Raw genomic sequence first — 13631 nt, forward strand, 5'->3', positions numbered from 1 at the left:
CGGTTCTCGATGAGTGTCCTCGGGTTTCACTGTGGACTCCAACTTCTCGGTGACGACGATTTTATTTTTCATAACAAAACCTCCTCAGGTTCAATGTCTGCGGGAAATATATCACACTCTCTTGAATACAAAAAACCACCATCGAGGTGGTTTTTTGTTTTTGTGGCGCCGCAAAATGCGGCATCCTACAAAATTATATTCGTCTGCGACTCATTAATTTTGTGGAGATGGTGGCGATGAAGCCACGTCCAATATGTGATGTCATACGAGTCTACGTAATCTAGCGTTGTCTTGAGGTCTTACACACTATCTTAAAGACAGGCGAAACGATAGCGTGCCAGAACCGATTGGTGTTACGTATTCGTCGGAACATCCGAGTACGCTAGTTTGAATTGGTTTACACCCGCTAACACCTCTCAAACAAAGATGTCAGAAGACGTCGCTTAGGCGTTAACGAAAGCGAAATCCGATACCGCGAGGTATGGACTTTTGACTGCAGATTGTGCAGGTATGTTTGTACTGTTTTAAGGAAGTCAGCACACTTCCACCACGCACGTATAACAATCGTCACATTGTCGAAACGAGGCATCCCCCGACACGAAAGAAATAACAAAGCACAAATATCAAAGTTCAAAAAATAGATGTTCTCCATTCTTTGGATTTTGAGTTTTGGATTTTGAACTTCCACCGCTTCGGTGGTGCCTCTAATATTCTCTTTTCAAAGTACGACGCATATCTTTTTGCGCTTCTTTCTTCTTCAGTGATTCACGCTTGTCTCCTTTTTTCTTCCCACGAACCAACGCGCAATCAACCTTTATCAATCCTTTCTTATTATACATCGATAACGGTACTATTGTCAATCCCTTCTGTTTTTCGCCATCGGCCAATTCTCTGATTTCTTTCTTAGAAAGCAATAAACGGCGAGTTTTCTCGGGGTCGTAGTTTTCAGGCTGATTTTTTGGCTGATAGGGGCCAATGTGCATTTTCACCAAAAATGCTTCCCCTGCTCGCACGACAATATATGCTCCATCAAGCGAGCCATTACCTGCGCGTATTGATTTTACCTCGTATCCTTTGAGCTCAATACCCGCCTCAACGTGTTCAAGGACCTCAACGTCGCGGAGCACTTTTTTATTTTGAATCAAGGACGCCATACACGTATCATACCACTACTGCCTGCCCCTTTAACAAAAAAGCCTCGCACGGCTTTCAAGTGCAGGGTTTTTTTGTTGTATCCCAACCACGGTGGCGGGGTTACTTAGTTAATACTGATATATAGTCAAAATGTTACTTTCTGCTTACTACCTACTACTTTCTACTTTTGCTTCCTACTTACTACTTCTTACCATCCCTATCCCTTTGTGCCGTCTCTAGTGATTGAAAAGAGTTCATCAAAAATTTGTGAGGGAGGAAATGCCGCTTTAAAAATAAATTTGTGCACGCCTAACTTTTTTGCTTCCGTCATGACCGCATCACCCGCCGTATTGGAAAGAATTGCAATCTCTGCGTTCGGTACTAGGTTCTCTTCACGAATCACTTTCAACACATCCATGCCCGACATGCCCGGCATTGTAATATCAAGCGCAACAATATCTGGCACAAAGTCGTGTCCGCGAAGAATATCGAGTGCATCCTTTCCGTTCAGTGCGATACGCAAATTGAGACCCTCCTTTGCCGCACGTTTTTGGTACAACGACATGAGAAACTCATCATCATCAACCATGAGTACTTTGTGTGATGTCTGTATCATATGGAGAAAAGAGTTACTAATAATACATTTTCTCGTGCGTAGTTATTTGATGTGCGCAACAGAGAGCAGTTCGTCAAAAACCTGTGAGGGTAAGAGAGACGCTTTCATAATAAATTTTGAAACGTTCAGGTCTTGCATATCTTTTGCAAGGTCATTTTCATTGTTGTTGGAAAGAACAACGATGCGCGCTTGTGGTACAAGTTTTTCTGCACGAATTGTTTTCAAGAGGTCCATACCGCTCATGCCCGCCATGGTTACATCAAGGGCAATAATATCAGGAACAAGTCCTTCGCGAAGTTGCGAGAGGGCCTCTTCACCACTGAATGCCGTAGAGAGTTCAACAGGATACCCCTCCGCCTTTTTTTGGTACAAGGACACGAGAAACTGGTCGTCATCAACCATAAGAATCTTTTGTTTGTTTTGTGGCGTGTCCATATCGTAAGGTCAACTATAGCAAAACCACAGGGGCACGCTATGGGTAAAAACCATTTTGGTGGACTACATAGAAATATTGTCTAAAGAGGAAAATGTGCTATAGTAACAGCGTAAAACACATTGCCCAAAACTATATAACAACCTACGCCTTCATTAACATCTTATTGCTTACTACTTTATTCTTACTTCTACCCTCTTGAGTACCCCAAACAGAAACCGCGTCCGCATGAATGCATTAATCACCGCAACCGAAATGCGTGTGATGGGTCCCGATGGAGAAAATCTCGGTGTACTTCCACGTGAAGAAGCTCTCGCCAAAGCGCGCGAGTTCGGACTTGATCTTGTTGAAATTTCTCCAAACGCAACTCCTCCTGTGGTAAAGATTATCGAATACGGAAAATACTTGTACGAACAAGCAAAGAAAGCTCGTGAAAACAAGGCGAAGTCGCACCAAACCGAGACCAAGAGCGTGCAGGTCAAAATCGGTACCTCCGAGCACAGCATGGGTATCAAAGCCAAACAAGCATCACAGTGGCTTGCTGAAGGTCACCGCGTGCGTTTTGAGCTCTATTTACAAGGCCGTGCTAAGTACTTGGACAAAACCTTCCTCAAAGAGCGTATGGAACGTTTCCTCAAGTTCATCACCGTGGACTTCAAAATTGCCGAACCTGTCAAACAGGCACCTAAGGGTATGAGTATGGTGCTTGAGAAAAAATAACTCTCCGCTCCTGCCCTATTTTTGAGAACACGAAAACCGCCTGCTGGCGGTTTTCTCTCTCCGACGTCGCCACGCCTACAAAGTTTCTCAAAAATAGGGCTTCGCTACGTACACGCCGGACCCTGTATGCAACAGGCTCCGCCTATTAAAAATACAGAAACCACTTGCAAAAAGACAATAAAAATGTACTATGGGTAAGCCCATGTGGGCCTCTTTTTATGAGGACGGGGCTTCCAACCTCTCACTTCTAACCTCCAACTTCCACTTTATATGAAGACCAACAAAGCATATTCAAAACGACTTCGCATCACGAAAAACGGTAAGGTTATCGGCCGAAAAGCTGGTGGCAACCACTACAATGCTAAGGAGTCCCGAAGCACACAACTCGCACGCAAGCGTTCACGAATCATTTCACTTACACCAAAAATCCGCACGCGTTATTTGCCGTCAAAGTAGTTTTCTTATTTCCAACGTCTAACATCTAACTTCCAACTTCCACTTTATATGACCCGAGTAAAACGAGGAACAATTGCACTCAAACGCCGTCGAAATGTGCTCAAACGAGCAAAGGGTTTTCGTAATACACGAAAGAGTAAGGAGAAGCTCGCAAAGGAGTCACTCGTAAAGTCAGGAATGCACGCATTTGCACACCGCAAAGATAAGAAAAATGATTTCCGTCGATTGTGGCAAACACGCATTTCCGCAGCGGTTGCTCCCCACAACATTTCATACAGCAAATTCATTGGTCTCGTGAATGCAAAAAAGATAACACTGAACCGCAAGATGCTCGCAGAAATCGCGATGACACATCCTCAAACATTTGAACGTATCGTCAAACAAGTTCTCGCTCCTCAAACAAAGACAACCGCAAAATAATAAAAACACCCCCAACATCCTATCGGGGGTATTTTTATGTCCACAAAAAATTACTGTGTCTTTACACTATTGATTCTTTTCCATAAAACCACTTACTTGCAAATCCCACAACTTCTTATACAAACCACTATCTTTGTTTGATAACTCATCGTGTGTTCCATCTTCAACAACTGAACCATTACCCATAACTATAATACGGTCCATTTTTTTCACAGTTGAAAGTCTGTGTGCAATAACAATCGTTGTACAGTCCTTCATAAGATTTTCTAAAGCACCCTGAATGAGCGACTCTGAGTATGAATCGAGACTTGACGTTGCCTCATCGAAAATAAGTATGGGAGCTTTTTTCAGTATTGCTCGTGCGATAGCAACACGTTGACGTTCTCCCCCAGAAAGTTTTATTCCACGTTCACCAACAAACGTTTCATATTTCAAGGGCAAGGTATCAATAAATTCATCGCAGTGTGCAAGACATGCGGCTTCCTTAACTTCTTCATCGGTAGCATCTCGACGACCATATCGAATATTTTCAATAAGTGTTCGATGAAAGAGGACTGGGTCTTGAGGCACAAAACTGATGTTTTCACGGAGGGATTCCTGCGAAACAAGGCTGATATCTTGACTATCAATGCGTATTGAACCTTTTGTGAGGTTATACAGTCGCATGATGAGCCGTACAAGGGTTGTCTTCCCAGCACCAGATGGACCAATAATAGCAACCTTTTCTCCTGGTTTAATGGTGAGGGTGATGTTGTGTAACACTTTATTATTTTCTCCAAACGCAAATGATATAGAGTCAAACACTATTTCACCTCGTGTCACAACTAACTTTTTTGCGTGTGGTATATTTTTGATTTCATGCTTTGTAAGCAAAATATCAACCATCTCTTTTGAATCAGCGATACTTTGATAAATATTTCGAATTATTTTGTTGAGACCCCACAATTGGTTAGCAACACCAATAATGTACGTCTGTGCCAACACAAACGTACCTATCGTAATAAGACCAAGGCTCCAGTATCGTATCGCAAAGTAAAATACGAAAAATTCAACAACAGATATCAGTAAAATTTGTATGGCATCTACAACGTTTCCCAAACGCCAAGAGAAGAGTATTTTTTGGGCCTGATCATTAGAAACTCCTTGGAAACCAAGTGATTCATGTTTATGGCCGGTGAAAAAAGATATCGCATTGTTGTTTGTTATAGAATCCGCCAAATACCCCGTGGTTCGAGAGTCAGCCTCAGCAACGGCCGTATCATATTTTAGTTTCCATGTAGAAAACACCACACTAAAGACAACAAATATGACAACCCACACCCCTAAAATAACAGAAATAACAGGAGCCACAGACCATGTAATCCATATTGAACCAATAATAGTTATGGTAAGAGGCATCATATTAAAGGCCACGCTGTCAGTGAGAGCCTCAAACGCACGGCTGAAACGACCAACCCTTTGAACAAGACTTCCACTAAAATTGTTAGCAAAAAAAGTATATGAATGCTCTATCATATAGGTAAAAGCATTCTGTTTTAAACGCGCCATAACACTGGACTGCATTTTTGTGAAAAAGTATGTTCCCGCTTGCCAAAAAAGTTGATTTCCTAAATGTAAAAATAAGATAATAAAAATTACTCTATTAAGATCTGAAACTACAGAAACGGGGTCTGTGGATTTTCCAAGAATATCAAAAACGTCTTTGTAGTAGAGAGGAACAATAACGTTGACAATCTGAGCACAAAAAAAGAAGACGTACGAAAAAACAAACCAGTTTTTCATTGGTCGTACACCATTCCAAAACTGGGTCATTATTTGACTAATGGAAATATTTTGACCTAATCTGCCACTTTCTTTCATAACCTTCACACTATACAACAAAAATCACGTTGAATCATCTCAAACTAAAGACAGAAACAAGAAAAGTTGCATAATAAAAACCCTCGCTTCTGGCGAGGGTTTTTATTTCTTGTTGTTCTGATTGATAACAGTAAGCCACTTACCCTTATCTTTTTGACATTTTCGTAGTGAAAGTTTTTCGGAAACCTTCCACATACCACCATATATCTTTTTTGCAGTTTTGAGTGAATCTTGCAGGTTCCTTTCATCGCTTACAAAAATGCTTCTTTTACGAGGAAAGAACTGCCAAACCGATGGGTCTATTGCATATACTACATTCTTTTCTTGTATCGCTAAAATATCGTGAGATTGCTTGGTGTTACACACCCTATTACCTTTCAACACATGTACAACGGCCTCCGGAAAGGATTTAAGAACAAAACACCCAGCTAATCGGGATAGTTCACTGCAGTTATCCGTAGCTAAACTAGCCAAAGATTGTCTTGTACCTCCAGATTTTCTTAAAACTTTTTTGGCAAAGTTCTGTATCTTATCTATGTTCTTTTTTGTGATGCTGTTTTTCACTGGGTGCTTTTAACATATTCAAACAACCACGGAATGTATGTGCCCACATCTGATTTCTCTTTCCATGTTGTTAATGCCTGTTTGAGCATCGGACGATGGTGTGGATAGAAAATCATTTTCTTTACGCCGTGTATAGATGAAAACGGTTGAGTCGAAAGAATCACTGAGTTGAAGATTTCAGACACATCCCATAAAAAAGGACTTTTATACAGTTTCGGAAAATATTTCTTCACATAATCAAAAAAGAAAAAATGTAGAATTTCGTGCGCAGTGACAAAACGAACACCATCTTGATGTTTCCAAAAAATTTGAAATGACTTCGTTTCCAAAAAACGAGGGTTGCAGTCTATTATCGACAGAAAAGCGCGATACCCCTTTCGTGGTGTTGGTTTTTTACCAAACATTTTTTCCACAGTAGTAAAATATATGTTTTCTGTAACAGACCATTCTTTCTTAAAGATAGAAAGTGTTTTGCGCAATTCTTTATTATGTTTTGTGTAAAAAGTATCCACGTACTTAGAAACCACCTCTTTTCTTTTTTTAAAAGAAAGCTCTTTCACTTTTTTAAGTTGGGGATGTACAGAAATAATACCTGCACCAAAATCAACCCCACCCTCTTCCGCTGATAAAAAATCGAGGATAATTTCTTTGTCTAGCTTTTTATTTAATTGAAATGATGTCTTTTTCATTTTTTGGTGTCCTTCTGGAAAAGACAACTGTTTGAACCTTACGATTATCCCAATCGGTCGTCTTGAGTATTTTTTGAAGATGTAGAACCTCATCTCTCATACTCCTCGTTACAATAAAAATTGCGGGAGTTTGTATCTTTTTTAAGACTCTAAACCATCGAGCAACTTTTTGGAGGTATTTTTTACTGTAGTGGGGTTTTTCCGTTGAGCGTTTCTCCAAAAATTCTTTATCTTGAAAAGTTTCTACTTCATCAACGATTACTACCCTTCCCTTTGGTGAGGTACGTATCCGGTCACAATCGGGAAAATACGAAACTGCCATTTTTTTACGTTTTAGAAATGGTATAAGTTCCTTCAAAACAAAGTATGTTTTCCCGGAATCACTTGTACCAACTAAAAAGACACTCTTCTTTTTCTTGAGTAAGTTATAAATCTTATTTTTACGGTTCATAGCTGAATTATATAAAAGAAATACGGAGAGAGGAACACTTCCCTCTCTCCGTATGTAGTGCTGGATCACTTCGTCCGGCACGGGATGTTCTTGGCCATCTTGCAGCCTGCGCCCGCCTTGGAGTGCTTGGAGCTGCAGGGACGCGGCTCGGAAGCCACAGCAATGCGGGTTCTGCGGTACTTACGCATGTTCTTTCACCCCCTTTCGTGTGCGTAGAAGTGGATAACGTCGCACTTATGCCTAGACGGTATCCTGTAGTCACCGCCCTCTACGAGAGCTAGGCCAATGCAACTGTCGCAGTAATTCCGATTGCGACAGACCATGCACTGCTGCATCTCTCGAAGAGAGAACTGAGTGAGTACCTGTTTTCGTCGTCGGAGAATCTCGGCCAATGACTCAGAGGAAGTATCCCCCAACGGTACCCTGAGATCGAGACAAGGATAGACAACGCCCCGTGGGTCAATGGCTATTTGATCCCTACCAGCAAAACACACAGTGTGATTTCGACAGTCGCGATACTTCTTCTGGGTAGGAAAACCGCCGATGCGATCCAGAAAAGGCTTAAACTTCTCTTCCATCTCCTGATACGAAAGACGGAAAAGCACTTCTTTTCCTGGGCCACTACGGTTCGGTGTAATGTATGGACTGTAGAAAATCGACGCTCCGATTTTCGTTAGAACATCGTGGACCTCATCGATTCGGTCGATGTTGTGTTTTCCAACCAAAACCGAGAGTGTGACGGGTAGTCCGCACCGAAGCATCTGACGGACGCTCTCCTTGAGTCGATCAAATCGATATACCGACCTGGTTAACTCTGAGTACCCAGTCCGTGTTTCATACACCGAAACCTGGATGTCGTACAGGTGAAATCGTGACAACTTTTCGACGGTACCCAGAGTGAGAGCCGTTCCGTTCGTTTTTAGTTCCAGAACGAAACCAATCTCCTCAAGATCTTCCATCACAGAGATAGCGTCTCTGCGGAGAAAGAGCTCTCCTCCTGTAAGAAGAACAAAAACCACTCCCGCCGACTTCAATTCTTGTCCCAACTTCTGAATTCTGTCCCTGGACAAGCCCTTCTCATGGAAGTTGTCCAAATAGCACCAACTACAACGCTGGTTGCAAAGATACGTCAGCTCGAGATTCGCGTTGATAACCTGCCACTCGCGTATTGCGTAAGCAGACAACTCCTCTAATGCCGTCTTTTGGGTCCGAATCACTTTTTGTGGGAACCTGTACGCCGACTCATCAGACAAGGAACGAATCACTTCTTTGATTTCAGCAAAATCTGTTGTAATGTCACCACTATCCTCTGGACGAAATTGCTCCAGAAAATCGTTGGTGAGTTGATGCTGTGGTTCGTTGACAATTCTAACTGCCTGACTTGCAAGAGGACCCTCGAAAAAAGCTGATTTACGGGTCGTCTTATTAATGATGAATGAAGCGCCCCGAAAATCTCGTGAGATAAGGTTTTTCACGGCCACACCCCTTTTCAAAGAACTGTAGATGTCGCAGAAGTCTCTATCGTTCTGCTGGTGATAATAAAAGCTGCTACGTATTCTGTCAATACCTCCACAAAATCGACTTTAGAAAAATTTTATCCTCTACATTGCTGGGAATTCGACGAAAAAGTGTTCACTTTTTAAAATATCCATTCTGTATGCTGTATTCTCTTGTTATCCCAAGGTGGCCACATAAGTCTTCGTTGTGAGAAACAATCAGAATTGCACCCTTGAAGTTAGCGAGTGCCTCTGTAAATACAGAGATGGTAGAAATGTCCAAATTGTTAGTTGGTTCATCAAGAACTACACAATCAAAGTCAGCAATGGTTATCATCGCCAGAGAAAGTCGTGCCAACTCCCCACCGGAGAGTGACCCGGCTTTTTTATTTACCTCTGGTGTTTCTCTAAAAAGAAATTGAGCCAAGTGTGTACGCAAAAGTTTGTCATCTGTTGTATGTGTAATACGCTGTATATTTTGAAGTACAGTAAGTTCTCGGGAAACCAAATCATAGTGCTGGTCTAAATACACCACCTTCAAACTTGGCGTTTTTTTGACTATGCCAACAAGTTTTGCAGGGGAGGTGTCGTCAAAAAGTGCTCTAAGAAGAAGTGTTTTACCAGACCCATTATCTCCCGTAATCCGTACCCTGTCTCCGGTAAACACATCAAAAGAAATATCCGATACCACTGTTTTATTTGGAAGAACGAGGTTGGCACCATCAACCGATACTACAAATCTTCTACCTATTTTTTTTGAAGGTACATCAAGCCGTACAATGTGTTTTTTAGAGAGTATGGCATCCTGCAAATCCTCTTCTTTTTCTTCTTTTGCACTCTTTAGTCTCGTGAGGTTCTTTCCTGATTGTTTCTCCGATTGTTCTTTAAAATATCCCTTTTCGTACGGCGACATATTGTTGTCCAGTTTCTCTTTTTTTCCAACAGATACAGACCTCTGCTTCTTTGTGTGTTCAACAACAAGTGCCAACTTCGCTTGTTTCACTATTTTTTTCTTTGCCTCAAACTGGCGCGTGGCAGCGGCGCGTTCGTTCTCAATCAATTGTGCATACGTCGTATAGGTACCTTCCGTGGTTCTAATTTTTTGATGTTCAATGGTCCAAATTTGGTTAGTTGTTGCATTCAAAAAGTCTATATCGTGTGACACGACGACATACGCACCCACAAAAACTTTTAGATAGGACTTCAGACGAGCAATTCCAGCAGAATCAAGATGATTGGTTGGTTCATCAAGTAATAGAATACCTGGGGCCAACACTCGAGCAAGAGAAAGATATACTTTGATGTATTCCCCACCAGATAAGTTACTCATTTTTGAGTCGAAGGGTACTGTTTTTTTGAAAGGGTCAAAAACTCTTTCTCAAAAAGATGTTTTGAAACCGAGTGTTTGGATAAGAGAGTGGCAAGAGTGGCTTCTTTATCTGCATCTCTTTTTTGAGGAACAATAAATACTTTTCCATTCACTGTGCAAGAACCTGTGTCTGGCGCAATATCCCCATGTATCATTTTGAGCAATGTCGTTTTTCCTGTTCCGTTATCACCAATAAGACCAACACAATCTCCTGAAAACAGGGTGAGGTGCGAAATATGCCACAAAAGCTGATCTCTTATTGAGTAGGATGCGTCTTGTATGAGAATAAGAGGGTTCCTGTTCATACCCCCATACTACACCGTACCTACACCCCAGGGAATTCGACGAAAAATAAGGTTGGATATCTTTTATGTCATAATGAGTACATGGAAGAATCAATCAAACTATCTTTTGAATATTCAAAATCTCTTGAGAAAGAGAGAGTTATCAATACAATCAAGCGCCTTCCGTGGTATCGGGATAATAGATATAACGTTGATATAATTGCTTTCCCAAAAAATCTCGATACGAATAATCTCGTAAGTACTTCTGACGAGGACATTTTAAATGCTATCGATTTAGAATATAACCAAGAAAAACACATCTCCTCTGAAAAAGAAATGACAAAACTTTTTAGCTTATACGAAGGTAGATTAGTATCTTTTTTGAAAGAGACTGAGTTGCCTATCATCTCAAATATTATCGTTCATTTGGTTATGTATGGCACAGCAGGAAGTTATTCCTTGCCCAATAAGGTAATCGTTAATATTTCAAAGTTTTACAATGTTGGACTAATGAGAAATATACTCCATGAAATCATCCATCTACACATTCAACATCTGATAGATACATACAAAATTGGCCAGTGGGAAAAAGAACGAGTGGTTGATTTATTGATGGAGAAATGTTTTCCAGAAATAACAAAACAACAACATATTCAGATAGATACCACAAAAATTGATGAGGTATTCAATACACACTACCCAAACGTGCCATATATACTAGAAACTATTGGAGAGATATCTCGCTAAACCCCAGGAAATTCAACGAGGAAGGTGGAGCCTTTACCTCGTCCTTTGGACTCGGCCCATATGCGTCCATTGTGTGCAGTAACAATTTGCTTGGCAATAAAGAGTCCGTAGCCGGTGCTGTGCACATTGGTGATGCGTGAGTCTTTTCCGCGCCCACCCTCGGTGAAGAGCACCGCCTTGTCTTCGTCCGTCAGCCCCACACCGCTATCTTTAACAGAGAAAATAATCTTACCGTCTTTGTGTGCAAGAGACACGGTCACCGAACCCTCTGGCGTGTAGTTGATGGCGTTATCAATAAGATTTTTAAGCACGTGATTGAAAATATAGTCGGCATCTCCTGAAATCGTATATTCATCCCCCTCTGGTATATCCAAAGCAAGTGCTAGTTTCTTGGTTTCGGCGCGCCTCTTCATGTCCTCAATCCCCTTCATAAGCAATTCCTTCAAACTCAAATTTTGCATTGCATATGTGACTTGCCCCGTCTTAAAGTCAGACACATGCAAGAAATTTTTAACCTCAGTAACTCCCTCTTGTGTACGCCTCAATGCTTCTATAGATATCGCCTTAATATCGGGAGCAACGGGACCAAAACTTTCAGTGGCAATCGCATCAAACCCAGCCGATGCATCAGTAAGGTACCCTTTAACTTCGTGTGTGATGAACCGGAGTGTCTCAAGTTGTCGCACATTCGCAAATTCCAAACTCTTTGCAAGTTTCTGTGTCTCCTCACGCAATCGCACTTCCTGTTTCACACTTTTAATAAGGGCTGTTCCGACGGCCGTAACTAGGCCAAGCGTCGCAATAATCACATATCGAACATTTTCAATTCTTCGAACAAAGAGCATCGCAAATACCAAGACACCAAGGGCTATCACAAGCATTTGCGTCCCAATAATACGCGTGTTGAAGGCATGAAACTTCACCATCATGTATGCAAGAAAGGCAATGAAGAGAACCATTCCAATTGGTCCAATTAGGTTCACCTCATACACGGAAAAAATATCACCAGCAACGTTAGTTGCTGTAAATATGGAAAGGAAGAACACCGACGCTACTGAAAGCATGACAATCTGCTTTTTAAATTCACCTTCTGCCGTCTTACGGAAATAGTGAATTCCTAGGTAACCAACAAATGCAATTGCAAAGAATTCGAGAGCATAGATGTAATACCAGAGAGGCCCGTTTATACCCTCGCAATTAATAAGGTCAAAGGCAACCATATTAAAGCGCGAAGGTAACAAAGCAATAACCGGTGCATACAAGAGGAGAAGTACTCCGTTTTGGTTAATATTCAAACTCGACTTCTTTAAATAAGTCCAAGTAAAATAGACAACTAAAAACACTAGTGTTACCTGGAAAAATGCCGACATTTCCCAACCAAAATGAACAAAATCTGCTCGAACAGCTATCCACGTCACTACCTCATTTAAAATAAGTGACGCAAACGTTAGAGAAAGCGCGAGTAGTAGTCTTGAGTGTATTTGTTTTGGGTTTTTAAAAAAGATAAAAAATCCAAAAAAAACTGAAAAAATAGCGATTGGCAAATATGCATAATAAAGGAGCGTGGGTGCAATTGTTGTATCAAACAAACCAAGGAAGTTTGCTGTCGAATCGAGACAAAGTAACATTTCCATAACAAAATTGTATAATAGATTCATGAAAAAACAAAAGGGGTATTCGTGGATGAATAAGGGTTTAAAAGTTAAAAATACAAAAAAGTATGGGGGTGGGGTTTTTGCTACTAGAAATATAGCCAAAAACGAGATACTGGCCATTTTTGGTGGGTTTATAATGACACTGAAAGCAGAGCTGGAGCTTCCATCTTCAATCAGAGACCTAGCTCATCAAATACATGATCAATTTGTCATCGGTATAAAAACCCCCAGCGACAAACAGTTGGTTGATAATTTTAACCACAGTTGTAGCCCAAATGCTGGTTTTAAGGGACAAATTTTTTTAGTTGCAATGCGTAAAATACGCAAACACGAAGAGGTGACCTTCGACTATGCCATGGTCTTAAGTAACCCGGTAAATAGTCCACCTTACAAACTTAGTTGCCTTTGTGGTTCAAAAATTTGTCGAAAAGTAATCAGTGGAGACGATTGGAAAAACCTTAATCTTCAAAAAAAATACGACGGTTACTTCCAATATTATCTGCAAGAAAAGATAAAAAACCCAAAAAAGAAGCTGTATATACTTCCTAAGGATTTCTATGACACTAAGTAATGTTTCTACTCCTCTGCCACTTCTTCTATAACTTCAAAGTCTTGTAAAACGACTGTTTTGTAGTAAGTATATCCCACTGAAACAACAACGACTAACAAAAAGAGTACCAGTAGTATCTTTGATTTTTTGTCCATATACAGATACTATACTATGCATACCCTAATAT

General features: G+C 40.9%; 17 protein-coding genes. 5 read left to right on the top strand and 12 right to left on the bottom strand.

Translation table 11 applies throughout. From position 1 onward, the window contains the following. Positions 1-704: 704 nt before the first annotated feature. The 3 genes from smpB to NUW02_00490 form a co-directional block, all read right to left on the bottom strand. On the bottom strand, positions 705-1154 hold the full coding sequence (gene smpB, locus NUW02_00480; GenBank protein MCR4274515.1) for an SsrA-binding protein SmpB: 450 nt from the start codon (positions 1152-1154) through the stop codon (positions 705-707). 197 nt (positions 1155-1351) lie between these two features. Continuing rightward, positions 1352-1750 (bottom strand): response regulator, encoded by a 399-nt coding sequence (locus NUW02_00485; protein MCR4274516.1) that lies wholly within the window; start codon positions 1748-1750, stop codon positions 1352-1354. 42 nt (positions 1751-1792) lie between these two features. Further along, positions 1793-2185, bottom strand: coding sequence for a response regulator (locus tag NUW02_00490; GenBank protein MCR4274517.1), 393 nt, complete (start codon positions 2183-2185; stop codon positions 1793-1795). 196 nt (positions 2186-2381) lie between these two features. On the opposite strand from NUW02_00490, the gene infC reads away from it, so the two are divergent. The 3 genes from infC to rplT all read left to right on the top strand — a co-directional run bounded on the left by infC (position 2382) and on the right by rplT (position 3779). Beyond that, a complete protein-coding gene (infC, locus tag NUW02_00495; protein MCR4274518.1) occupies positions 2382-2903 on the top strand; it encodes a translation initiation factor IF-3 in 522 nt (173 codons plus the stop codon). 270 nt (positions 2904-3173) lie between these two features. Next, positions 3174-3359, top strand: a complete 186-nt coding sequence (locus NUW02_00500; GenBank protein ID MCR4274519.1) for a 50S ribosomal protein L35 — start codon at positions 3174-3176, stop codon at positions 3357-3359. A gap of 48 nt (positions 3360-3407) precedes the next feature. Next, positions 3408-3779 carry a 50S ribosomal protein L20 gene (rplT, locus tag NUW02_00505; protein ID MCR4274520.1) on the top strand — a complete coding sequence of 124 codons (372 nt, stop codon included), beginning with the start codon at positions 3408-3410 and terminating at the stop codon, positions 3777-3779. A 66-nt stretch (positions 3780-3845) separates the two neighbouring features. On the opposite strand, the gene NUW02_00510 is transcribed toward rplT, so the two are convergent. From NUW02_00510 to NUW02_00540, 7 genes are all read right to left on the bottom strand, one after another. Further along, positions 3846-5639, bottom strand: coding sequence for an ABC transporter ATP-binding protein/permease (locus NUW02_00510; GenBank protein ID MCR4274521.1), 1794 nt, complete (start codon positions 5637-5639; stop codon positions 3846-3848). 102 nt (positions 5640-5741) lie between these two features. Further along, a complete protein-coding gene (locus NUW02_00515) occupies positions 5742-6203 on the bottom strand; it encodes a hypothetical protein (GenBank protein MCR4274522.1) in 462 nt (153 codons plus the stop codon). Next, on the bottom strand, positions 6200-6892 hold the full coding sequence (locus NUW02_00520) for a hypothetical protein (protein MCR4274523.1): 693 nt from the start codon (positions 6890-6892) through the stop codon (positions 6200-6202). Before NUW02_00520 ends, NUW02_00515 begins: the two co-directional genes overlap by 4 nt. Then, the gene (locus NUW02_00525) at positions 6864-7343 is read right to left on the bottom strand and encodes a hypothetical protein (protein ID MCR4274524.1); all 480 of its coding nucleotides are present in this window, start codon (positions 7341-7343) and stop codon (positions 6864-6866) included. The genes NUW02_00520 and NUW02_00525 overlap by 29 nt, the downstream gene beginning before the upstream one ends. 194 nt (positions 7344-7537) lie before the next feature. Then, entirely contained in the window at positions 7538-8824 is a 1287-nt protein-coding gene (locus NUW02_00530) for a radical SAM protein (protein ID MCR4274525.1), read from the bottom strand. Positions 8825-8975: 151 nt separating this feature from the next. Then, entirely contained in the window at positions 8976-10169 is a 1194-nt protein-coding gene (locus NUW02_00535) for an ATP-binding cassette domain-containing protein (GenBank protein ID MCR4274526.1), read from the bottom strand. Beyond that, positions 10166-10513, bottom strand: coding sequence for an ATP-binding cassette domain-containing protein (locus tag NUW02_00540; GenBank protein MCR4274527.1), 348 nt, complete (start codon positions 10511-10513; stop codon positions 10166-10168). The genes NUW02_00535 and NUW02_00540 overlap by 4 nt, the downstream gene beginning before the upstream one ends. Before the next feature lie 81 nt (positions 10514-10594). Between NUW02_00540 and NUW02_00545 the strand changes: the two genes are divergently transcribed. Then, positions 10595-11239: a hypothetical protein gene (locus tag NUW02_00545; protein ID MCR4274528.1), complete on the top strand. Its 645-nt coding sequence runs from the start codon at positions 10595-10597 to the stop codon at positions 11237-11239. Here NUW02_00545 and NUW02_00550 read toward each other — a convergent pair. Beyond that, positions 11236-12873 carry a HAMP domain-containing histidine kinase gene (locus NUW02_00550; GenBank protein MCR4274529.1) on the bottom strand — a complete coding sequence of 546 codons (1638 nt, stop codon included), beginning with the start codon at positions 12871-12873 and terminating at the stop codon, positions 11236-11238. The two genes, NUW02_00545 and NUW02_00550, sit on opposite strands and share 4 nt — an antisense overlap. 22 nt (positions 12874-12895) lie before the next feature. Here NUW02_00550 and NUW02_00555 point away from each other — a divergent pair, with 22 nt between their 5' ends. Next, a complete protein-coding gene (locus tag NUW02_00555) occupies positions 12896-13465 on the top strand; it encodes an SET domain-containing protein (protein ID MCR4274530.1) in 570 nt (189 codons plus the stop codon). A gap of 5 nt (positions 13466-13470) precedes the next feature. Here NUW02_00555 and NUW02_00560 read toward each other — a convergent pair whose 3' ends face one another. Further along, entirely contained in the window at positions 13471-13599 is a 129-nt protein-coding gene (locus tag NUW02_00560) for a hypothetical protein (protein MCR4274531.1), read from the bottom strand. Positions 13600-13631: the final 32 nt, after the last annotated feature.

The organism is Candidatus Campbellbacteria bacterium (assembly GCA_024653945.1).
GTDB lineage: Bacteria > Patescibacteriota > Minisyncoccia > Phycocordibacterales > EsbW-18 > EsbW-18.

Bases quoted from the DNA above. Each gene is read 5' to 3' on its own strand.
- NUW02_00535 (MCR4274526.1), bottom strand. From the start codon at position 10,169: ATGAGTAACTTATCTGGTGGGGAATACATCAAAGTATATCTTTCTCTT.
- NUW02_00500 (MCR4274519.1), top strand. From the start codon at position 3,174: ATGAAGACCAACAAAGCATATTCAAAACGACTTCGCATCACGAAAAAC.
- NUW02_00540 (MCR4274527.1), bottom strand. From the start codon at position 10,513: ATGAACAGGAACCCTCTTATTCTCATACAAGACGCATCCTACTCAATA.
- NUW02_00520 (MCR4274523.1), bottom strand. From the start codon at position 6,892: ATGAAAAAGACATCATTTCAATTAAATAAAAAGCTAGACAAAGAAATT.
- NUW02_00555 (MCR4274530.1), top strand. From the start codon at position 12,896: ATGAAAAAACAAAAGGGGTATTCGTGGATGAATAAGGGTTTAAAAGTT.
- NUW02_00525 (MCR4274524.1), bottom strand. From the start codon at position 7,343: ATGAACCGTAAAAATAAGATTTATAACTTACTCAAGAAAAAGAAGAGT.
- rplT (MCR4274520.1), top strand. From the start codon at position 3,408: ATGACCCGAGTAAAACGAGGAACAATTGCACTCAAACGCCGTCGAAAT.
- NUW02_00490 (MCR4274517.1), bottom strand. From the start codon at position 2,185: ATGGACACGCCACAAAACAAACAAAAGATTCTTATGGTTGATGACGAC.
- NUW02_00485 (MCR4274516.1), bottom strand. From the start codon at position 1,750: ATGATACAGACATCACACAAAGTACTCATGGTTGATGATGATGAGTTT.
- NUW02_00510 (MCR4274521.1), bottom strand. From the start codon at position 5,639: ATGAAAGAAAGTGGCAGATTAGGTCAAAATATTTCCATTAGTCAAATA.
- NUW02_00560 (MCR4274531.1), bottom strand. From the start codon at position 13,599: ATGGACAAAAAATCAAAGATACTACTGGTACTCTTTTTGTTAGTCGTT.
- NUW02_00545 (MCR4274528.1), top strand. From the start codon at position 10,595: ATGGAAGAATCAATCAAACTATCTTTTGAATATTCAAAATCTCTTGAG.
- NUW02_00550 (MCR4274529.1), bottom strand. From the start codon at position 12,873: ATGGAAATGTTACTTTGTCTCGATTCGACAGCAAACTTCCTTGGTTTG.
- smpB (MCR4274515.1), bottom strand. From the start codon at position 1,154: ATGGCGTCCTTGATTCAAAATAAAAAAGTGCTCCGCGACGTTGAGGTC.